The organism is Tsukamurella sp. USMM236, from assembly GCF_037148755.1.
GTDB lineage: Bacteria > Actinomycetota > Actinomycetes > Mycobacteriales > Mycobacteriaceae > Tsukamurella.
The window spans coordinates 446,558-466,221 of the sequence record NZ_JBBCSS010000001.1; the positions used below are offsets into that span (position 1 = coordinate 446,558).

The window sequence follows — 19,664 nt, forward strand, 5'->3', positions numbered from 1 at the left end:
ATCGGCCGGTTCCTAGAGCCGGTCGCCCGGCGCGGGCAGGATCTCGGTCGGCTCGATGACCTCGGGTGCCGCCGCTGTCGGTCCCGGGGCAGCGGATGCCGGGGCGGGAGCTGCGGGCGGAGTCTGCGGGTCCTCGTCGTCGCCGAGGTTGTGGAAGGCGCGGCCCAGCTCCTCGGAGACGTTGATGATCCGCGCCTTCTTGATCTCCGGCTTGTCGATCTCCTCGGCGACGTACTGCGCGATGAACCGCCGGATCTCCGAGTCGACGCTGGCGACGACGCGCACGATGGAACCGCGGATGGTGCGCGACTCGACGTCGACCCACACGTCCTTGGGCTTCGGCGGGTCGACCTCGATGCGCAGCTCCAGCGGCGCCGCGGCGCGCACCGTGAGCGGGAGCGTGATGAGGCCGGCCACGTCGTAGCGGATCCGGTCGACCTTGAGGTCGATCAGCAGGCCGATGCGCAGCGGGATCTTCACCGTGAAGGTGATGAGCTCGCCCACCTGGCGCGTGAGCTGCGGCTCGTCGATCTCCACCTGCGCCCACACCTTGGCCATCCCACCGGGGCCCGACGGGATCGGGCCCACGGTGAAATCGCCGCCGGCGATGTCGGCGAACGCGGAGCCCACGCGCTCCTCGTTCACGGCGATCTCGAAGAACCGCCGCCCGAACTCCTCGTAAGTCACGTACTCAGGCACGCGTACATCCTGCCGCAGAAGCGATAGCCAGTCGGGGAGCTTCGATCACTTCCGTCCACCGGGGCGCTTCGCGCCCGCCGCGATCCCGAAGCCCTTGGCCTTCGACTCACCCTCCGTGGTCACCGTGCGGTCGCTCGCGCCCGACGGTGCCTTCGGCTGGTCAGCGTCGGTTTCCGGGGCCGACGGTGCCGCCTCCGGAGCGGCCGCGGGGGCCTCTGCCGGGGCGTCGGCCGCGGGTGCGGGTGTGACCGGCGTCTCAGCGGCCGCCGGTGCCGAATCCGTCACAGGCGCTGGTTTCGGCGCGCCCGGCTTCTTCGCGCCGGGGCGCTTGGCGCCCGCCGCGATGCCGAAGCCGGCCGACTTGGACTCGCCCGCCGTGGTCAGCGTGCGGTCCTCGGCCGGGGCCGACGGTGCAGCCGGAGCCGCGGCAGCCGGTGCGGCCGGAGCCGCGGCAGCCTCGGTCGCGGGTGCCTCGGCCGCGGGGGCGGCAGGGGCCTCGGCAGCAGGAGCGGCGGTCGCTGCGGGCTTGGGCGCACCGGGCTTCTTGGCGCCGGGGCGGCGGGCGCCCGCGGCGATGCCGAAGCCGGCCGACTTGGACTCGCCCGCTGCGGTCAGCGTGCGGTCCTCGGCGGGAGCGGTGTCGGCGGCCGGAGCCTCGGCCGGTGCGGCGGGCGCCTCGGCTGCAGGAGCCGTCGGTGCGGTGGCCGCGGGCTTGGGCGCACCGGGCTTCTTCGCACCCGGACGCTTGGCGCCGCCGGCGATACCCAGGCCGACCGCGGGCTTAGCGGGCGCCGAGGGGGCCGCCGGAGCCTCGGCCGCCGGAGCGGCCTCAGCGGCGGGCGCTGCGGGAGCGGCCGGAGCCGCGCCGCCGGGCTTCTTGGCGCCCGGGCGCTTGGCGCCACCGGCCAGGCCCAGACCCACCGCGGGCTTCGCCGGTGCGGCGGGTGCCGCCGGAGCCTCGGCCGCGGGAGCGGCGTCGGCGGCGGGAGCCGCTGCGGGCTTCGGAGCGCCCGGCTTCTTCGGTCCACCGGGGCGCTTGCCGCCGCCGGCGAGGCCGAGGCCCACCGTCGGCTTCGCGTCCTTCTTCTCCGTGGGCGCGGCCGGAGCGGCTGCGGTCGCGGCAGCCGCCGGAGCTGCGGCCGGTGCCGCGGCAGGCGCCTCGGCGAGGGCGGTGGCACCGTCGGACACCTTGCGGTTCGGGTTGCCGACGACGATGCCCTCGGGCAGGCCCCGTCGGACGGACTCGAGGAGCATCTGCGCGACGTCGACGACCTCGGGCGCGGCGGCCTCGTTGTCGGCGGTCTGCGCGGTCACGCCGTCGGAGAGCATCACGCGGCAGAACGGGCAGCCGGTGGCGATCTTCTTCGGGGTGGCCTCGGGCGACGACGACAGGGTGTTCAGGGCCTCGTCGACGCGGTCGATGTTGATGCGCTTGCCGAGCTGCTCCTCCATCCACATGCGCGCGCCGCCGGCGCCGCAGCACATGGACCGCTCGAGGTGCCGCGGCATCTCCTTGAGCGTGGCGCCCGATGCGCCGATCAGCTCGCGGGGGGCCTCGTAGACCTGGTTGTGGCGGCCGAGGTAGCAGGGGTCGTGGTAGGTCACGTCCTCCGACGGGGGCGCGACGGGCACGAGCCGCTTCTCGCGGACCAGCTTGTTGAGCAGCTGCGTGTGGTGGACGACCTCGTAGTCGCCGCCGACCTGCGGGTACTCGTTGCCGAGCGCGTTGAAGCAGTGGGCGCAGGTCACGACGATCTTGCGCTGCTTGGCGGGCAGGCCGTCGAAGACCTCGTCGAGCTGCTCGATGTTCTGCTGGGCGAGCATCTGGAACAGGAACTCGTTGCCCGCGCGGCGGGCGGAGTCGCCGGTACAGGTCTCGCCCTGGCCCAGGACCAGGAAGTTCACGGCGGCCACGTCGAGGAGCTCGGCGACGGCCTTGGTGGTCTTCTTGGCGCGATCCTCGAAGGCGCCGGCGCAGCCGACCCAGAAGAGGTACTCGAAGCCGTCGAAGGACTCGACGTCCTGGCCGTAGACCGGGATGTCGATGTCCATTTCGTCGATCCAGGCGGTGCGCTGGCTGACGTTCTGGCCCCAGGGGTTGCCCTTGTTCTCGAGGTTCTTGAACAGGCCGGCCAGCTCGTGCGGGAACTCGGACTCGATGAGCACCTGGTAGCGGCGCATGTCGACGATGTGGTCGACGTGCTCGATGTCGACGGGGCACTGCTCGACGCACGCACCACAGGTGGTGCAGGACCAGAGGACCTCGGGGTCGATGACGCCGCCCAGGGCGCCGTCTTCGCCCGCGGGCCCGACCAGGGCGCGCTCGGCCTCGGCGCGGGCGTCGGCGGGGATCTTCTCCAGCTTGGCCTCGTCCGGGTTGCCCTCGGCGTCGACCAGGCCGGTCTGCTCGCCCGACGGGTCCGTGCGGCCGCCGGCCAGCAGGTACGGCGCCTTGGCGTAGCCGTGGTCGCGCAGGCCCATGATCAGCAGCTTCGGGCTCAGCGGCTTACCGGTGTTCCAGGCGGGGCACTGGCTCTGGCAGCGACCGCACTCGGTGCAGGTCGTGAAGTCCAGCCAGCCCTTCCAGGAGAAGTCCTCGATCTTGCCGGCGCCCAGGTTGTCGACGTCGGGGTCGGTGTTCTCCATGGTCAGGACCTTGCCGTTGGAGACCATCGGCTTGGCGGCGCCCAGCGCGCGGCGGCTTCCCAGCTCGCGCTTGAAGTAGATGTTGAAGAAGGCCGAGAAGCGGTGCCACGCGACGCCCCAGGTGAGGTTGCTGCCCACCAGGACGAGGAACATGACGCCCGACATCAGCTTGACGAAGGCGAAGACGGTGATCAGCGTCGGGCTCGCGGGGAGCAACTCGGCGACGTGGCGGGTGAAGAAGTCGGTCACGGGATCCGACTCGCCGTACGTGGCGATCTTGCTCGCCTTCACCAGGATCATTCCGACGCCCTCGGACAGGACGATGGCCTCGATCGTGTACGCGGGCAGGAACTTGCTGCCGGAGAAGCGCGAGAACAGCGCGGGGTTGCGCGGGTGCTTGACCTGGCGCACCACGATGAGCACGAGGATGCCGAGGAACGTCGCGATACCCAGTACCTCGTCGAGGAGGTGGTAAACCGGCCACGAGCCGACGACGGGCCAGTGGAAGGCCGGGTCGAAGGTCTGCGGCAGGGCCTCGAACCAGAACACCATGCCGGCGAGGAAGCCGACCATGACGAACCAGTGGGCGATGCCCACCGTGCGGTTCTTGATCATCTTGGTGTGGGCGAGGAACTCGACCACGACCTCGGCGGCGCGAGGGATGAAGGGGAGCCAGCGGTCCTTGGCGGACTGTCCCTGGGCGATGATCCGCACCATGCGGAACGCGCCGCGGAAGAAGATCGCCCAGGCGACGACGAACGCGACTGCGCCGATCGTGCCGAGGGTGATGTTCAGCGGGGTGATGTCGGACTCGGCGGCGGCCACATATGTCTGGTCCACGTCGTGCACCTTTCTGCCTCGCGGGCTGGGTAACCACCGATATTACTCGTCAGTAACATAGGTGTGAAACCACTGCGTCTGGCTTAACGGTAGAACGCGGATATATGTGGTCCTGCGCGAAGGTTCACCTAACTCGCTGCTCGGTAAGGTGTGCTCATGAGTTCAGCCGTCCGCGTGCGCCGAAATCCCGTCGCACGTGCACGTTCGGTGGTGACCGGCCTCACAGGTACGGGGCCGTTGTACGCGCCGGAATCGGCGCCGCCCGCGCCCGTCGCGATCGCCTTCGGGGCGTCGGTGCGGGGCGGCCGTCCGGGCTCCTTCGTCGAGGGCCGGTTGGAGGCGTCACTGCAGCTCCTGCGGCTGGGGAAGGTCGAGAAGATCCTGGTCTCGGGCAACGCCGGCGGCACCTCCGGCGACGAGATCGCCGTCATGACGGGGTGGCTCCGCGACCGGGGCGTGCCGGAGTCGGCCCTGCTCACCGACGGTGCCGGGCTCGATACCTATCTCGCGTGCCGTCGCGCGCGCGACGAGTTCGGGGTCGAACGGGTCCTGCTCGTCTCCCAGTTCTTCCATGCCCGACGGGCCGCCGCCCTCGCCCGCCATCTCGGCCTCGACGCCGACGCCGTCCGCGCTTCCTGCGGGTGCACGCGTCGCGCGTGGGTCCGCAACCTCGCCCGCGAGTACGTCCTGTCGCGCCCCAAGGCGGCGTTGGACATCGCCCGCGGGCGCTGATTACTGAACATTAAGTTTGTTTGGGTACATTCAAGGGCGTGTATCGAGTCCTGCAGCGGGTAGCGCTGGGAGGCGCGCTGGTCCTGCTCCTCGTCATCGCGGTCCTCATCGCCAACGACGACCGGGTCGAGGTGGGGCGCCTGTCGACCGAGATCTGCGGCACGTACCTCGACGGAGGCAACTACTTCTCGATCTTCGTGACCGACGTGGCCTGGTTGATGGGGTGCGTCCTCCTTGCGCTCGGGGCGTGGGCCGCGCTGTTCTGGGCGGACTTCGCGCGGCGCGCTCGCAGGTACCGTCTCGCGTTCCTGGCGTGCGGTGCTGCCGTAGGTCTCGTCGTCGCGATCTTCGTCGGCTCCGAATTCTTCGTCTCCACGTATCGGGACGCCTTCCTCGGCTGGTGTCCGGCGTGACCGCGCCGGATAGCGGCGGCGACGGCTACACGAGCGGTCGCACGATCCTGCGGAACGCCGTACAGATCGGCATGGGCGTAGCGGTGGTCCTCGGTGGGGCAGCGGGCGGCGCCCTCGTCTACGGGGAGTCCCGTCGCGCACGCCTGCTCGGACTCGCCCTGATCGTCCTTCTCCTCGTGATCCTCGGGTTGATGCAGTGGTGGAGCGCGTCCTCGTTCGACGCCTCCTGCGGCGGTGAGGGCCACGCTCGCAGTCGTAGTCTCGCGGTGTGAGCGGAAGTGGCGCGCGGTCGATTCCGCCCGCGGGTCGCTCCCAGGCCGCTCGACGAACGCCGAGGCGATGCGTGTCACGCATGCCCTCCGGGGAAGAGGAACGGTCCGTTCGATCGATGCTTCCGGATGCCTGAGGCCGCTTCGACGGCACCGACCTCAGGGCTGCGTGTCGATCCACTCCAGGTAGGCGCTGCCGGCGACCGGCTGGGATCGGTAGCTGCCGAGGTAGGTGTAGGCGCCCACGTAGCCGCGGCCGTGCCCGTACCGGAGCTCGCTGTCGACGGATCCGTCGATCGTGAGGACCTCGTCCTCGCCGTCCCGGACGGTCCACTTCAGCAGGACGGGCACCGTCATCGCGCGGCCCCGGTCGTCGACGACCCGGCGCGACTCGATCACGTCCATCCGGACGTCGTCGTAGACCTCGGCCGGTTCGCCGAGGCGCCGGACGTGCGCGAGCCGGCACGCGATGTGGCCGCGCGCGCGGACGTCGGTGAGGAGGATCTGGGTGGTGGGGTCGATGTCGATGATCTGGTAGGTGAAGAAGTCGATCGGCAGCTTGAGCGCCGTGGGCATCGCGCGGCGGGTGAGCGCCTGGTGGCTGCGGATGCGGGCGTACTCGAACGTGCCGACGCCTTCGACGGGATCGCCGTCGACGGTGCCGGTGTACGGCGCGGTCAGGCTGAGGTGGTCGTAGATCGGGGTCTTGACGAAGTACGAGACCTGGTCGGAGACCTCGAGTTCCAGGTCGACGTCGAAGCCCGGGTAGCGGCCGCGCACCGTGACGCGGGGCAGATCCACGTCGATGGCGAGCTCGTCACCCCACCGCAGCTCGGAACCGTCTGCGGCGAAACGGCATTCGCGCGACGCGTCGTAGGCGCGGTAGAAGTGCTGGTCGGCGTAGGCGGTGGAGGAGAGCACCGTCGTCGTGTTCCGCGCATCCGCGGCCGAGAGGTGGTCCTGGTCGAAGAGCGCCGCGCCCGCGGCGCCGATCAACGTCATGGTGTTCACGTACCGGTACGGCTCCGGCAGGTCCGGCACGAAGACGCCGTAGTGGGTGGTGGACCATGCCTTCGAGGTGGCGTGCGGCCGCAGGATCTCCGGCTGGTCGAAGGGTCGGCGGGAGGCCTCGATCCGTCGGTCCAGCAGGGGGAGCGCCCCGTCGACGACGGCGCGGGACAGCAGGGTGGAAATCATGTGGCTCACGGGTTCTCCGTATCGGGGGAGGGGGACGGCGCGGGGATCGCCCAGGCCGCGAGGATGCGGGTGGCGCTCGCCGAGACTTCGGCGGCGGACAGTTCGGGGTTCAGGCGCCACCACTGCATGACGCCGGAGATCATGGATTCCCAGACGATGACGGCGGCGGCCTGGTCGCGCGGATCGGTGAGTCCTGCGGCGCGCACCACGCCGGCGACGGCGGAGGAGGACTGCTCCCGCAGGCGGTGTCGCTGCCCGCGTGCCACGACCCGGCCGTCGCCGTCGGGCACCGACCGGTCGTAGAGCAGCGCCCAGTACCCGATGCGGCCCTCCAGGGAGGTGACGATGCCGGTGAGCACCCGGACGGCGGCGCGATTGAACAACGAACCGGGCAGGGGATCGGGGTCCGGCTGGGCGAAGGCGTCGCGGACCGCGTCGAAGACGAGGGGCCCGGCCTTCTGCACGCACGCGATGTACAGCTTCTCCTTGGAGCCGAAGTAGGCCAGCACCAGGGCTTTCGAGACTCCGGCGCGTTCGGCGACGGCCGTCACCTGAGCCCCGGCGTAGCCGTGGGTGCCGAACTCGGCGGCGGCGGCTTCGAGGATCTCCGCGGCCCGCACCTCGCGCGGCACGCCGCGGGTGCCGGAGCGCGGACGCGTCGCCTCCCGCGTCACCGTGGCACCCCGTTCACACCGTCCATCTTCGGGATCGCTCACCGGGCGGTCAAGCTCGTGCCGTCGCGCCGGACGTCGCGAGGGGCGTCCCACGGGGCCGGGCGGAGGGTGTACTCGGCGGGGTCGAATCGGTCGGTCCGGTGGCGATACTCGCGAACCGTGCCGGGCCAGTTCGAGACGACGCGTCCCGATCCGGCGACGTACCAGCTGTCGCACCGGGACCAGACGCCGTTCGCGAGCCGCGCCTGCAGGGCCTCGTCGTGCGCGGCCTCAACCTCGGGCAGGACCTCGGCGGCGGCACCGTCGGGAATCGCGGCGAGGGCCTGCCGGATGTAGCGCGCCTGACACTCGAGCATCGCGACGATCGACCCCGATCCGAGGTTGGTGTTGGGGCCGTACATGAGGAACATGTTGGGGAAGCCGGGGACCGCGATGCCCAGGTGGGCGCGCGGCCCGTCGGCCCAGGCGGCGCTGAGTTCGGCGCCGTCCCTTCCCCGGATCGACACGTGGTCGAGGAAGGTGCCCGCGGCGAAGCCGGTGCCGTGGACGATGACGTCGGTCTCGCGTCGCACCTCGTCGGCCGTGGTGATCGACGTGGCTCCCACCTGCGCGATGCGATCGGTGACGAGCTCCACGTTCGGCCGGCGCAGCGCCGGGATGTAGCGGTTGGAGAACAGGACCCGCTTGCAGCCGAGCGGGTACTCGGGCCGGATGGTGCGGTACAGCTCGGCGTCACCGGCCTGCGCTCGCATGAAGGCGAGGCAGACGAGTTCGAGGGCGCGGGCCACCGGTGGCGCGTAATGCAGTGCGGCCGTGAACCCCTCGGTGATTCCCTGCCACAGCAGGCGCTGGGTGCGGAGGGTGACGGGCGCGCGGCGGGCGAGGATCGCGTGCGCCCGGGTGAGCCGGGAGTCGGGGCGCGGCAGGATGTGCGGCGCGGACCGCTGGTAGACGGTGACCGACCGCGCGACCTGCGCGATCTCGGGCACGATCTGGATGCTGCTCGCGCCTGTGCCGATCACCGCGATCTTCTTGCCGGCGAGGTCGATCGACTCGTCCCACTGCGCGGAATGGAAGGCGGCGCCGGTGAATCCGTTGTGCCCGGGCAGGTCCGCGAGAATCGGGGTGGAGAGCTGCCCGACGGCCGGCACCAGGAAATCGGCGTCGAGCTCGGCGACGACGTCCTGGTCCTCGCCGTCGTCGAGGCGCACCGTCCAGCGGTGGGCGTCGTCGTCGAAGCGCGCCTCGCGGACCGTCACGCCGAACCGGATGCGCTCGTACAGGCCGTATTTGTCGGCGTTGTCGCGGAGGTATCCGAGGATCTCCGCCTGCGGGGCGTAGCGCCGGCTCCAGCGCGGGTTGGGGGAGTACGAGAGCGAGTAGTAGGCCGACGGGACGTCGCACGCGGCGCCCGGGTAGGCGTTCTCGCGCCAGACGCCTCCCACGTCGGGGCCGCGCTCGAGGACGGTCACGTCGTGGCCGCCGCGGAGCAGTTCGATCGCGGCGGCGATGCCCGAGAAGCCGGCTCCGATGACGATGACTGAGGCCATGTCCCGTTCCCTCCTAGATATGACTACCAAGTCATATAAACACGGATTGACTCGTCGGTCAATTACCCGTGTTGCGCGGCTAACGTCGTTCGCTTAGGGTCGGGCTAACGCTGTTAGCCTAGGAGGAATCATGAAGTGGATCCTGTCGATCGCGGCGGCGATCGCACTGGTGGCGGGCGCGGCGGTGGTGCTCCACCGGGAGCGGACGGTCGAGCGGTCCATCGAGATCGCCGCGCCGCCGGCCGAGGTGTGGCGCGTCCTCGTCGACTTCGCGGCCTATCCGCAGTGGAACCCGTTCGTGATCCGCGCCGCCGCGCCCGACGGCCTGGAAGTGGGGCGCGACCTCGACGTGCGGATCAGCAACGGCGGCTCCGAGACGGGCTTCCGGCCCGCGGTGCTGGCCGTGGAGCCGGACCGCGAGCTGCGGTGGCGGGGCCGCGTGCTGCTCCCCGGCGTCCTCGACGGTGAGCACTCGTTCCGCTTGGAGGCCACGGCGCAGGGGACGCGGTTCGCGCAGGGGGAGCGGTTCCGGGGAGTCCTCGTGCCGGTGGCCGGCTCGTCGATCGACGTGGCGGGCGGCTTCGACGCGATGAACGCCGCGCTGCGCGACCGCGTCCTGGCTACGATCGCCCGGTGATTCCCGACGAGCTGGCGCCCCTGCGCACGGCGTCCCCGCGTGCGCGCCAGATCGTGGAGACCGCCCGCGCGCTCCTCGAGCGCGACGGGTGGGAACGCGTCACGATGCGCGACCTCGCCGACGAGGTCGGCATCCGCGCACCGTCGCTGTACAAGCACTTCGCGAGCAAGGACGCGGTGAAGTCCGCGCTGGTCGGGGTGGCGCTCGCCGAGTCCGGCGCGGCGCTGCGGCCCGTCACCGATGTCGCGGCGCTGCTGCGGGACTACCGAGCAGTGGCCCGGAACAACCCGAACCTGTACCGCCTCGCCACCGTCGGGCCGCTCGACCGGGAGGCACTGCCGGACGGTCTCGAGGAATGGTCGGGCAGCCCGTTCTACGAGGTCACCGGCGATCCGCACGCCGCGCAGGCGCTCTGGGCGGCCGCGCACGGCCTCGCGATCCTGGAGATCGACGGGCGGTTCCCCACGGGCTCCGCGCCCGACGAGACCTGGGACGAGCTGGCCCGCCGCTTCGCGTGAAACATCGACGTCACCGAGGCGGTTTCGCGTGCGAAGACGGGCCCTGGGCGCGAAAAGGCGTCGAAGTTTCACCGCGGCCGCGCGTAGGGTGGGGCCCATGAACCGAGGAGGAGTGTCCGGCGCCCTGCGCCACGGCAGATGATCCCGCCCCGCGGCCGATCCACCGGACCGGCCGCGCAGCCCTGCCCACACACTCCCACTCCCCGGCATTCACGCCCGGGAGCAACAGAACGGTTCACTCATGGATCCCGTATCCCAGCAGCAGGTCGTCGACGCCTTCCGCGGCGCCACCAAGAGCGAGGTCAAGCGGGTCGCGTTCCCGTCGAACTTCGACGAATTCGACTTCGCCGCCCTCGAATTCGTCGGCTGGCGCGACAAGAAGATCCCGCGTCGCGCCTACGTCAGCGTGCCCACCGACGACGGGCTGGTCACCCTCCTGCTCACCCAGGCCGACGCCAAGCCCTCGGCGAAGGCCATGTGCACCTGGTGCCGCGACGTCAACATTTCGAGCCAGGCGGTCCTGTTCTCGGTGCGACGGGGCGGATCGGCCGGCCGCAAGGGCGACACCCTCGGCGTCCTCGTGTGCGAGGACTTCCGTTGTGCCGCCAACGCGCGCAAGCTGCCGCCCGCCTTCCACAAGGGCACCGACGTCGAGCAGATCCGCGAGCAGAACCTCGCCGACCTGCGGCGCCGGGTGACCGGCTTCGTCGCCGAGGTGCTCAGTACCGAGGACTGATCACCGGTACTTCGGCTTGCTGTAGTTCGGGTTGTTCCCGGTGGGGATCGCGATGTTGATCGGCCGGAAGCCGCCCAGGTAGACCAGCTCGAACGTGTTCGCGATCTGGTCCATCTGGTGATACAGCTCGGGCGGGAGGGCGGCCTGCGTGAGTCCGCCCTCCCGGATCGCGACGTAGGTGGGCCACGCCACCGTGAGCAGGCCCTGGTACAGCGGCTGCGGAGGCAGCTGCATCCAGTCGGTCAGCTTGTCGCCGAGGGAGTAGCGGGTGAAGGCCTCGATGGCGGGGCGCGAGACGATCCGCGCGTCGAGGTCACGCCCCAGGTCCACGAGCATGTTCGCGATCTTGACCCCCTCGGGGGTCGGACCCATGATCGTGTCGAGGTCCTTCTGCGCTTGTCGCTCGGCCTGGTCCCAGCTCGACGGGATGTACTCGTCGCGAATGCCCAGCATGTGCCCGTTGACCTGCCACGAGTGCAGCAGCCCGTCGACCTCGTCCTGCGGCAGGTGGACGCCCCAGTTCCGCATGATGCGCATGCCCATGGTGGCGAGCGTGTGCCAGGTGACCATCATGTCGGCCTGGGAGATGGGCTTGGGCTGGTCGGCGACCTTCTTCCAGTGCGGCGACTGCGGGAGGAGGTGCCGGACGGCGCCGTGCGTGAGGCGGACCTTCACCGCGGTGGTGGCGGCGCGGCCGCTGGGGCCGTACGCGCCGACGGCGATCTGGTCGTACACCAGGCGGTAGGTCTTGGCGATGCGGTCCTTCATGTCGGCGCCGCCCGCGGACCAGTACACGGCCCGCGACTCGCGGGGGATGACGGACATCATGATGCCGCCGCAGAGCCCGATGATCGTGGAGAGGTAGAAGCTGCGGGTGGTGTAGAACTTGTCGGCGCCCTTCATCAGGCGCGGGTCGAGCCACTCGGGGAGCTTCCGGGCCTCCTCGATGAAGTCCCGCACGTCCGACGGTAGGCCGGCCGGCAGCGGCTGGGAGTTCGTCTCCCACTGGGCGAGGGCGCGGTTGGTCCGCTCGACGTCGCCGCGTTCGAGCACCGACTTCATGAGCGCGTCGCACTCCGGGTCCCACGTCGTGGCGGAGTCGGGGGTGGCCGCGGTGCGCACGCCGGGATCGGCCGAGGCGAGCCCCGTGCCCAGCGTCCCTGCGAGTGCGGCCACTCCGGCGCCCGCCGCGCCCACGCCGGCGGCGCGGAGCGCGTCCCGCCTGGTGATGCCGTCCTGTACCGCGGTCCTGTCCACGCCACTCCCTCTCGCCTGTGATCTCGGCGAAGGGTAGCGAGTGAAGTATTGCTATTGCAACATGAAGCTGTCAGTCCTTGGCCTGGGGCAGCTTCGCGCCCTTGGGCGAGACCCGCCCGGCCGACGGTGGCGGCACCATCGGGCCCACGTCGCCGTCCGGTGCCGCGTCGAGGTCGAGCATGACGGGCGCGTGGTCCGACGGGCCCTTGCCCTTGCGCGCCTGCCGGTCGATCCAGGCCGCGGCGGTGCGGTCGGCGACCTCGCCGCTGGCAAGGATGAGGTCGATGCGCATGCCGAGGTTCTTGTTGAACATGCCGGCGCGGTAGTCCCAGTACGAGAACACCTGCTCGTCCGGCCAGTGATCGCGCACCACGTCGCGCAGGCCGGCGTCCGCGAGTGCCGCCAGGGCGGCGCGTTCGGGCGCCGTCACGTGGGTGTGGCCGGCGAAGGCGGCCGGATCGAAGACGTCGGCATCGGTGGGCGCGATGTTCATGTCGCCGCAGACCAGCTGGGGGACGGTATCGGCCTTCACCTGCGCGACGAGGGCGGCGAGCCACTCGAGCTTGTACGCGTAGTGGTCGGAATCGATCTCGCGGCCGTTCGGTGTGTACAGCGAGTGCACCCGGATCCCGTCGCAGACGCCCGAGATCGCACGCCCCTCGACGATCCCGTCGAACGCGGGCCCATCGGGGATTCCGACGATCACGTCCTCCAGGCCCACCTTGGACAGCAGTGCCGAGCCGTTCCACTGCGGCTGCCCCGCGGTGGCGAACTCGTAGCCGCGTTCCTCGAGATCGGGGCCGATGAGGGTGGCGAAGGCGTCGTCGGTCATCTTGAGTTCCTGCAGGCAGACGACGTCCGGCCGACGCGAGTCCAGCCACTCCAGCAGCCTGCCGTGCCGCTGCTTGACCGAGTTCACATTCCACGTGGCGACGCGCATGCCCCCACCGTATCGGGGTGCCCTGACAGGCCCGGCGGGGCGGTCGGGAGACTGGAGGCATGGATTCCGCCGAACGATACGGTCGCGCCGCTGTCGCGGCCTCCGCGGTCGTGATCCGCGACTACTCCACCTCGTTCTCGTTGGCCGCCCGCCTGATGCCGCATCGCGTCCGCGACCACATCACGTCGATCTACGGGCTGGTGCGGGTCGCGGACGAGATCGTCGACGGTGCCTGCCCCACAGATCCACGGGCTCATCTCGACGCGCTCGAGGAGGCCGTGGAGCGCGCGATCGCAGAGGGTTTCAGCGCGAACCTCGTGGTGCACGCCTTCGCGAGCACCGCCCGCGCGACGGGCTTCGGGACGGAGTTGACCAGGCCCTTCTTCGCCTCCATGCGCGCCGACCTCACCCCCGCCCCGCACACGGCGGAGTCCCTCGCCGAGTACATCCACGGTTCCGCCGAGGTCGTCGGGCTCATGTGCCTGCGCGCCTACCTGGTGGGGGTCGCACCGTCGGACTACGACAGGCTGGCCCCCGACGCCGCGCGCCTCGGCGCCGCGTTCCAGAAGGTCAACTTCCTCCGCGACCTCACCGACGACGAGCTCCGCCTCGGCCGGGCCTACCTGCCTGAGCTCACGCAGCGCGCCTACGACGAGGCCCTCGACGACGCCGTCGCCGACCTCGCCGCCGGGCGCGCCGGTATCGCGCGGCTCCCGCGGGACGTGCAGCGCGGCGTCCGCGTCGCCGCGGACCTCTACGGCGAGCTTCTGGTTCGTCTCCGGGCCGCCGGGCTCGACGGTGCGCGATCCGGCCGCGTCCGCGTCCCCGGGCCACGGAAGGCGGCGGTGATCGCCCGCTCGCTCTCCTCCTCGCGGTGACGCAGTAGTCGTTCTGAATGGCTATGCGCCTGCCGCATACCCGTGAAACGCCTGCTCACGACGTGTCTCCGGCCGCGTTGCTATGCAGTATCCGCATCACCTCCCCGCCGATGGTGTTGTTCGCCGTAGAGCCGACTGCTATACCTAGATACAAATTGGATCTAGGTAGGAGTCGAGATGGCGGTGAACGATTGGCCTGAGCACGACCGGGCGTGGGCGGGGCGGTACATCCTCGGGCTGGCCAGGTTGGGAGTGCCTGTGTCGTCCACCGCTGCGCGGCAGGCCGAACTCATCGCCGCGGTCAGCGCCGCCGATGTTCCCGCGGCGGAGCTGTTCGGCGACCCCGCCGAGGCGGCGGCGGCTGACGCCCCGGACCTCGAGGATGCCGATGCCGCGGCCGAGGAAGCGGATGGTGCCGGGGCGCGCGAAGCACTGGCATACGGCGGCGCGGGGCTGCTCGTCATCGGTGTCATCGCGGCGGTCAGGCTTCAGATCGGCGGCGGCGGACCCGTGGATGTCACCGTGGGAATCCTTGCAGTGGGCCTCGCCATCGTCGCCGGACTGATCCTGGGGGGAGCTGCGATGATGCAGTTCGTCGCGGGGCGAATCGGGGTGGCGGCATACCTCGGGGCGGCCGCCATCGTCGCGGTGCTGGTCGGTGCGTCCCAGGTCTCGTGGTCTGGACGCGGCGTCGTGGTGGTAGCCGACCTACCGCGGTGGGGAGCGTCACTCGCACTCCTCCTTCCCGGTGTTCTGGCGATTTTCGTCGCCCGCCTCGTTCCGCCGCGTTCCCCGCAGACGACGTGGAGTGACGATGAGTGGTTCGCACGGTTCCGTGGCGTGCTCATGGCGAAGGGAACGCCACGCGCCGCCGCGAGTGAGCACGAACGCGCCCTGCGCGAAGGGCTGACCACCACGGCTTTCGACGAGTACGGCCGCCCCGACGCTCTCGCACTCAGGCTCGTGGCAGACGATCCGGCGACGCCGGGCCGCAGGTATTGGTGGGGCGCGGCAGGGTGGTTCGCCTTCGCGCTGCTGCAGGCGAGCTTCATTCCGAGTGACACCGGCGTGTGGCTCGTGCTGCGCATCGGCTTCGTCATCGGACTGGTGGCTTTGGCGGCGCGCAGCGCCTTTCGCGCTCGACGTGCGCGGCCGAACGCACCATCACCGGGGGCTGCAGCGTGAGTACCGCGGCGTGGCAGAGAGCGACGTTGCCGCTCTTGATCCTCGGGGTGCTGGAGTCGGCGCCGCGGCACGGGTACGGGGTCTCCGCCGCACTGGTCGAGGTGGGGCTGCAGCCGATCAAGGGTGCGCAGCTCTACCCCGCCCTGGTGAAGCTGGAGAACGACGGCTGCATCGCCGCGGAGTGGGAGCAGAGCGAATCCGGCCCGGCGCGGAAGGTGTACGAGCTCACCGACGCCGGCCGCGCGGAACTCGCCCGCCTGCGTGAGGAGTGGCGCGAGTTCACTGCGGCGGCCGCCGCGCTCGGGGCCGCGCCCGCGCGCTGAGTCGTCGCGATCCGGCTTCCCGCTGACGTTTCCGCTTCTTCATAGCGTTGCAACGGTATGAGCAAGCGGAAGCGGGCTGAGGACCGCGGTCCGGTGTGAGAGCCGTGCCCGCTCCGCGGGCGCACGCACCAATACTGCTGAGGCACTACGAGAACGGAGGGTATGCGTTGGACGCGTACCCTCCGTGAACGACTACCACCCCCGCGGTGGCGCCGATGATCTACTGCGACGCGGCCTGTGGCAGCTCCGCCACCGGATTCCGCTGCAGGAACGACGTGATCAGCGCGGCGAACTCGCGCGTGCACTCGAGCTGCGGCATGTGGCCGACCCCGGGAATCAGGTGCGCCTCGGCGTGCGGAATGAGCCTCCGCGCGGCCTCGAGATGCACGGGCGGCAGCACCTTGTCGCGCGCACCCCACAGCACCATCGTGGGCCGCGGGGTCCGAGCGATGGTCCGGTGCAGCTCGTCGCGCCAGTTCTGGCGCACGCCGCCGAGCACGGAGCCGAGCTCGTCCGCGGTCTTCCACGCGGTGAGGCCGGCGTCGGTCTCCCGGGCGATGGCCATCGCGTGATCGACCCGCGCGCGGGTGGCGTAGGACTTGTCGGCGAAGATCAACCGCTCCTGGATGATCGCACCGGGGCGGCTCGGCGTGGTCGCGATCAGCTTGCCCAGCACGGGAACCCCGAGCAGGCGCAGCAGCGGCGTCACCTCCTTGCCGAAGCCGGCGGGATCCACGAGCGTCATCGATGCGACCAGCTCCGGGTGCCGGGCGAGCAGCATCATCGTCACCGCGCCGCCCAGCGAATTGCCCGCGACGTGCACCGGTCCCGAGACGTTCAGCGCAGCCAGGGTCTCCGCGACCCCGTCGGCGAGCGCGGCGAGGCCGGCACCGTCGGGATGCGGAGCGGACCAGCCGTACCCGGCGAGGTCGGGCGCGATGAGCCGGTACTCCCCCTCGAGCGCCTCGAAGGTCGGGTCCCAGTCCTCCAGGCTGCGCGTGATGCCGTGCAGCAGAACCAGAGTGGGCAGCGACGCGTCGCCCGACTCGCGGACCCGCACCCAGCGACCGCGGACGGGGATGCTGCGGATCACCGGTTCGCCTCGACCCACTCGAAGGTCGCATCGGCCAGTGGGCCGGGGTTCTGCGCGACCACCCAGTGCCCGCCGGGCACCGAGACGTGCCGCGACTTCGGCGACTTCTCCAGGCCGGCCAGCTGCAGCGGCGGCGTGACGAACAGGTCGCCCTCGGGCGTGACCACCTGCACGGGCACCGACGTCGTGGCGTCCGCCGGCTTGAGGAACGGGGCGGGCATGTTGGCGCGGTAGAGGTTCAGGCCGTTGGTGAAGTCGCGGTCGCTGCGCGTGTAGCCCTCGGCGACCTTGCCGCCGGTGCCGCGCTTCTCCAGCGTCTCGATCAGCTTCTGGCCCCAGCCGCGCTTGTACAGCGAATCCGCCAGTCCCGGAACGAGGAAGAACGGGATGTACGTCGAGCCCGCCGCCTGGCGCAGCCGCGCCGGCAGCTCCTTCGCGCTGCGCACGCCCTGCAGGTACTCGCCCGCGTGGTTCAAGTTCGGCCCGGACACCGAGGTGTAGGAGGCGGTCTTGTCCGCGACCGCGGGGTCGACCACGGCGTGCCAGCCCTGGATCGAGCCCCAGTCGTGGCCGAGGAGGTGCACCTTCGAGCGGTCGCCGCTGACCTCGCGTACCGCGTCGATCACCCGCGAGATGTCGGAGATGAGGCGGTCGAACCGGTACCCGGCCTTGCCGGCCGGCGCCTCGGAGTCGCCCGCGCCGCGCACGTCGTAGGTGTAGACGTTCGCGCGACCGTCGAGGGCCGCCGCGACGCCGTCCCACACGTGGTGGTTGTCGGGATAGCCGTGGATCGCGAGCACCGTCGGGCGCGCGGCGTCGTGGGTGCCGTAGCGGAAGCCCGCCAGGGTGAGGCCGTCGGACGTGGTCACGTCGAAGCGGTGCTGATCGGTCATGGTGTGCGCCTTACAGATCGATGGTCAGGTGGTCGCCGGCAGCGCGCGAGACGCAGGTCAGCATCTGGCCCTGCTCCCGCTCGAAGGGCGTCAGGGTCTTGTCCCGGTGGTCGACGGTGCCCTCGGTCACCGTCATCCGGCAGGTGCCGCAGAAGCCCTGCTTACAGGAGTACGGGGCGTCGGGCTTGGCCTTGAGGATCGCGGCCAGCAGGGTCTCGTCCGCGGCCACGTCCAGGGTCTGTCCGGACTGGGCGAGGGTGGCGGTGAAGGGCTTGCCGTCCACCACCGGCGGCGCCGAGAAGCGCTCGTAATGCAGCTCGACGTCCGTGCGGCCGATCAGGCCCACGCGCAGGGACTCGAGCATCGGGATCGGGCCGCAGGCGTACAGCGCCGTCGGGCCCGGGGTCTCGCCGATGAGCGTCTCGGCGGTGGGGATGCCGTGCTCGTCGTCGGTCCGGATCTCCACCTTGTCGCCGAACCGCTCCACCTCGGCGATGAACGGGATCGTGTCGGTGGAGCGACCGGAGTAGAGCATCGACCAGCTCAGTCCCAGGCGCTCGGCGGCGATCATCATCGGCAGGATCGGCGTGATGCCGATGCCGCCGGCGACGAACCGCAGGTGCTCCGCGGAGGAGCCGTGGCCCGGCACCGCCATCGGCATGCCGTTGCGGGGCCCCTTGACGGTCACCGTCGCACCGACGTGCAGGGTCTCGTGCACCTCGACGGAACCACCGCCGCCGTTCGGTATGCGGCGCACCGCGATCCGGTAGGTGTCGGAGTCCGCGGGGTCGCCGCACAGCGAGTACTCGCGCATGCGGCCCGAGGGCAGCAGCAGGTCGAGGTGCGCGCCGGGCGTCCAGCGGGGGAGCGGGGAATCGTCGGCCGAGACGAAGGTCAGGGCGACGACGTCCTTGTCGTGCGCGACGATCTCGCGCGAGACCACCCGCAGGTCGCGGCTGGTGCTGGGCTCGGCCAGGTGCCGCGGCTTCATCAGGTGCGCGAACGCCGGGATGGTCACGCCGAAGAAGGCGTTGGCGAAGCGCAGCAGCGGATCCCGCTTCCAGCGGCCGTACAGGTGCGGAGGATCTCCGTGACGGGCTCGCCCCAGGGGCGGAAGACCGACGGTGCCTTGCGCTCGCCCGTCATCCGTTCGCCGCCCGGGCGGCCGGCGACTTCGCGAGGTACGCGACGGCCTGCGCGGTCGACCCGATCGACGCGGGATCGAAGCTCGGCTTGAAGTAGATGAGCGTGAACTTCACGACGTCCCGCAGCTTCGGCAGGATGTTCTTGCGGGAGCCCTTGAGGTACTCCCACCACAGCCGCGGGTAGGAGTAGCTGAAGTTCGGATCCTTGCGCAGCATGTAGCCCGACGTGCGGTGCAGCGCGAGGATGAGGAAGACGATGCCGACGATCATCGCGCGGCAACGGTGGAAGTAGCTCGGGTCGAAGTAGTTCGCCACGTCGTGCGCGACGGACCGGTGCTCGACCTCCTCGGCGCCGTGCCAGCGACAGATGTCGGCCATCGTCGGGTCCACGTCGAAGTCGTCCCAGGCGTTGTTCAGCGCGAACACGCCCAGGATCGCGGTGTAGTGCTCCACCGCCGCGATCAGCCAGAGCCGCTGCACCATGTCGTTGTACTGGGCGCGGTCCGAGTGGTAGGTCCGCGGCGCGAGGATCTTGCGGAAGATGTACTCGAACTGCCGGGCCACGGGCTGGGTGTCGATGCCGCAGCGCTGCAGGTACTCGGAGAGGGCCCGATCGTGCGACTCGGCGTGCATGGCCTCCTGGCCGATGAAGCCGCGCATCGTGCGGGCGAGGTTCTCGTCCTTCACGAAGGGCAGCGCCTCGGTGTAGACCTCGCAGAACCAGCGCTCGCCCTCGGGGAGCACGGAGTGCAGGATGCTGCTGATGATGTCGCTGGCCACGGGCTCGCCGGGGATCCACTCCAGCGGCACGTTCTCCCAGTCGAACTCCACGTTCCGGGCGTGGATCTCGACCTCCGCGGGCTCGTGCTGCTGGGCCGATGTGCGCGAACTCATCGTCCGACTCCTTCCACGTGGGTGTCTTGACATTCAACACCCTGATGTCCAGTGAGCGCTACCGGCTGTGAGAGCACTCGGCACGGAACCTATCACTTTCGGGTGGCCGGGCCGAAGCTCTTGCGGGCCGGATGTGACGGCGGTA

19 protein-coding genes and 1 pseudogene are annotated in these 19,664 nt (G+C 70.6%); 9 read left to right on the forward strand and 11 right to left on the reverse strand.

The features are described 5' to 3' along the window. Window positions 1-144: 144 nt before the first annotated feature. A pseudogene (locus tag WFK95_RS01995) lies at window positions 145-699 on the reverse strand (hypothetical protein); the annotation flags it as partial. 45 nt (window positions 700-744) lie between these two features. Then, window positions 745-4,149, reverse strand: coding sequence for a (Fe-S)-binding protein (locus WFK95_RS02000; protein ID WP_443081520.1), 3,405 nt, complete (start codon window positions 4,147-4,149; stop codon window positions 745-747). A 192-nt stretch (window positions 4,150-4,341) separates the two neighbouring features. On the opposite strand from WFK95_RS02000, the gene WFK95_RS02005 reads away from it, so the two are divergent. Genes WFK95_RS02005 through WFK95_RS02015 form a run of 3 tightly spaced genes read left to right on the forward strand, consistent with a single transcriptional unit; the run spans window position 4,342 to window position 5,602 of the window. Continuing rightward, window positions 4,342-4,917, forward strand: a complete 576-nt coding sequence (locus tag WFK95_RS02005; protein WP_336669726.1) for a SanA/YdcF family protein — start codon at window positions 4,342-4,344, stop codon at window positions 4,915-4,917. 38 nt (window positions 4,918-4,955) lie between these two features. After that, window positions 4,956-5,330: a hypothetical protein gene (locus WFK95_RS02010; protein ID WP_224649820.1), complete on the forward strand. Its 375-nt coding sequence runs from the start codon at window positions 4,956-4,958 to the stop codon at window positions 5,328-5,330. After that, a complete protein-coding gene (locus WFK95_RS02015; protein ID WP_336669727.1) occupies window positions 5,327-5,602 on the forward strand; it encodes a hypothetical protein in 276 nt (91 codons plus the stop codon). The genes WFK95_RS02010 and WFK95_RS02015 overlap by 4 nt, the downstream gene beginning before the upstream one ends. A 156-nt stretch (window positions 5,603-5,758) precedes the next feature. Here WFK95_RS02015 and WFK95_RS02020 read toward each other — a convergent pair whose 3' ends face one another. The 3 genes from WFK95_RS02020 to WFK95_RS02030 all read right to left on the reverse strand — a co-directional run bounded on the left by WFK95_RS02020 (window position 5,759) and on the right by WFK95_RS02030 (window position 9,020). Then, window positions 5,759-6,796, reverse strand: a complete 1,038-nt coding sequence (locus WFK95_RS02020; RefSeq protein ID WP_336670132.1) for a DUF6670 family protein — start codon at window positions 6,794-6,796, stop codon at window positions 5,759-5,761. A 5-nt stretch (window positions 6,797-6,801) separates the two neighbouring features. Beyond that, a complete protein-coding gene (locus WFK95_RS02025; RefSeq protein ID WP_336670133.1) occupies window positions 6,802-7,428 on the reverse strand; it encodes a TetR/AcrR family transcriptional regulator in 627 nt (208 codons plus the stop codon). 80 nt (window positions 7,429-7,508) lie between these two features. After that, window positions 7,509-9,020 (reverse strand): flavin-containing monooxygenase, encoded by a 1,512-nt coding sequence (locus tag WFK95_RS02030; protein WP_336669728.1) that lies wholly within the window; start codon window positions 9,018-9,020, stop codon window positions 7,509-7,511. Window positions 9,021-9,150: 130 nt separating this feature from the next. On the opposite strand from WFK95_RS02030, the gene WFK95_RS02035 reads away from it, so the two are divergent. From WFK95_RS02035 to WFK95_RS02045, 3 genes are all read left to right on the forward strand, one after another. Continuing rightward, complete coding sequence (locus WFK95_RS02035; RefSeq protein ID WP_336669729.1) at window positions 9,151-9,657, forward strand: SRPBCC domain-containing protein; 507 nt, start codon at window positions 9,151-9,153, stop codon at window positions 9,655-9,657. Further along, a complete protein-coding gene (locus WFK95_RS02040) occupies window positions 9,654-10,175 on the forward strand; it encodes a TetR/AcrR family transcriptional regulator (RefSeq protein ID WP_336669730.1) in 522 nt (173 codons plus the stop codon). Before WFK95_RS02035 ends, WFK95_RS02040 begins: the two co-directional genes overlap by 4 nt. A gap of 241 nt (window positions 10,176-10,416) precedes the next feature. Continuing rightward, window positions 10,417-10,911 (forward strand): FBP domain-containing protein, encoded by a 495-nt coding sequence (locus tag WFK95_RS02045; RefSeq protein WP_336669731.1) that lies wholly within the window; start codon window positions 10,417-10,419, stop codon window positions 10,909-10,911. On the opposite strand, the gene WFK95_RS02050 is transcribed toward WFK95_RS02045, so the two are convergent. Beyond that, window positions 10,912-12,168, reverse strand: a complete 1,257-nt coding sequence (locus WFK95_RS02050; protein WP_224649834.1) for an oxygenase MpaB family protein — start codon at window positions 12,166-12,168, stop codon at window positions 10,912-10,914. It abuts the gene before it with no gap. A gap of 70 nt (window positions 12,169-12,238) precedes the next feature. Next, window positions 12,239-13,108 carry an exodeoxyribonuclease III gene (locus tag WFK95_RS02055; RefSeq protein ID WP_224649836.1) on the reverse strand — a complete coding sequence of 290 codons (870 nt, stop codon included), beginning with the start codon at window positions 13,106-13,108 and terminating at the stop codon, window positions 12,239-12,241. Window positions 13,109-13,167: 59 nt separating this feature from the next. Here WFK95_RS02055 and WFK95_RS02060 point away from each other — a divergent pair, with 59 nt between their 5' ends. The 3 genes from WFK95_RS02060 (at window position 13,168) to WFK95_RS02070 (ending at window position 15,494) form a co-directional block, all read left to right on the forward strand. Then, on the forward strand, window positions 13,168-13,986 hold the full coding sequence (locus WFK95_RS02060; protein ID WP_336669732.1) for a phytoene/squalene synthase family protein: 819 nt from the start codon (window positions 13,168-13,170) through the stop codon (window positions 13,984-13,986). Window positions 13,987-14,163: 177 nt separating this feature from the next. Then, window positions 14,164-15,171 carry a hypothetical protein gene (locus WFK95_RS02065; protein WP_336669733.1) on the forward strand — a complete coding sequence of 336 codons (1,008 nt, stop codon included), beginning with the start codon at window positions 14,164-14,166 and terminating at the stop codon, window positions 15,169-15,171. A gap of 26 nt (window positions 15,172-15,197) precedes the next feature. Further along, window positions 15,198-15,494, forward strand: a complete 297-nt coding sequence (locus tag WFK95_RS02070; protein WP_336669734.1) for a PadR family transcriptional regulator — start codon at window positions 15,198-15,200, stop codon at window positions 15,492-15,494. Between the two features lie 220 nt (window positions 15,495-15,714). Here the strand turns inward: WFK95_RS02070 and WFK95_RS02075 are convergent, their stop codons facing one another. The 4 genes from WFK95_RS02075 to WFK95_RS02090 form a co-directional block, all read right to left on the reverse strand. After that, window positions 15,715-16,587, reverse strand: coding sequence for an alpha/beta fold hydrolase (locus tag WFK95_RS02075; RefSeq protein WP_336669735.1), 873 nt, complete (start codon window positions 16,585-16,587; stop codon window positions 15,715-15,717). Further along, window positions 16,584-17,480, reverse strand: a complete 897-nt coding sequence (locus WFK95_RS02080) for an alpha/beta fold hydrolase (RefSeq protein ID WP_336669736.1) — start codon at window positions 17,478-17,480, stop codon at window positions 16,584-16,586. Before WFK95_RS02080 ends, WFK95_RS02075 begins: the two co-directional genes overlap by 4 nt. Window positions 17,481-17,490: 10 nt before the next feature. Further along, a complete protein-coding gene (locus WFK95_RS02085) occupies window positions 17,491-18,498 on the reverse strand; it encodes a PDR/VanB family oxidoreductase (RefSeq protein WP_336669737.1) in 1,008 nt (335 codons plus the stop codon). A gap of 124 nt (window positions 18,499-18,622) precedes the next feature. Beyond that, on the reverse strand, window positions 18,623-19,519 hold the full coding sequence (locus tag WFK95_RS02090; RefSeq protein ID WP_224649846.1) for a metal-dependent hydrolase: 897 nt from the start codon (window positions 19,517-19,519) through the stop codon (window positions 18,623-18,625). Window positions 19,520-19,664: the final 145 nt, after the last annotated feature.

Coding starts and splice junctions, on each gene's coding strand:
- WFK95_RS02005 (WP_336669726.1), top strand. CDS start 4,342: ATGAGTTCAGCCGTCCGCGTGCGCCGAAATCCCGTCGCACGTGCACGT.
- WFK95_RS02020 (WP_336670132.1), bottom strand. CDS start 6,796: ATGATTTCCACCCTGCTGTCCCGCGCCGTCGTCGACGGGGCGCTCCCC.
- WFK95_RS02030 (WP_336669728.1), bottom strand. CDS start 9,020: ATGGCCTCAGTCATCGTCATCGGAGCCGGCTTCTCGGGCATCGCCGCC.
- WFK95_RS02035 (WP_336669729.1), top strand. CDS start 9,151: ATGAAGTGGATCCTGTCGATCGCGGCGGCGATCGCACTGGTGGCGGGC.
- WFK95_RS02045 (WP_336669731.1), top strand. CDS start 10,417: ATGGATCCCGTATCCCAGCAGCAGGTCGTCGACGCCTTCCGCGGCGCC.
- WFK95_RS02055 (WP_224649836.1), bottom strand. CDS start 13,108: ATGCGCGTCGCCACGTGGAATGTGAACTCGGTCAAGCAGCGGCACGGC.
- WFK95_RS02060 (WP_336669732.1), top strand. CDS start 13,168: ATGGATTCCGCCGAACGATACGGTCGCGCCGCTGTCGCGGCCTCCGCG.
- WFK95_RS02065 (WP_336669733.1), top strand. CDS start 14,164: ATGGCGGTGAACGATTGGCCTGAGCACGACCGGGCGTGGGCGGGGCGG.
- WFK95_RS02080 (WP_336669736.1), bottom strand. CDS start 17,480: ATGACCGATCAGCACCGCTTCGACGTGACCACGTCCGACGGCCTCACC.
- WFK95_RS02090 (WP_224649846.1), bottom strand. CDS start 19,519: ATGAGTTCGCGCACATCGGCCCAGCAGCACGAGCCCGCGGAGGTCGAG.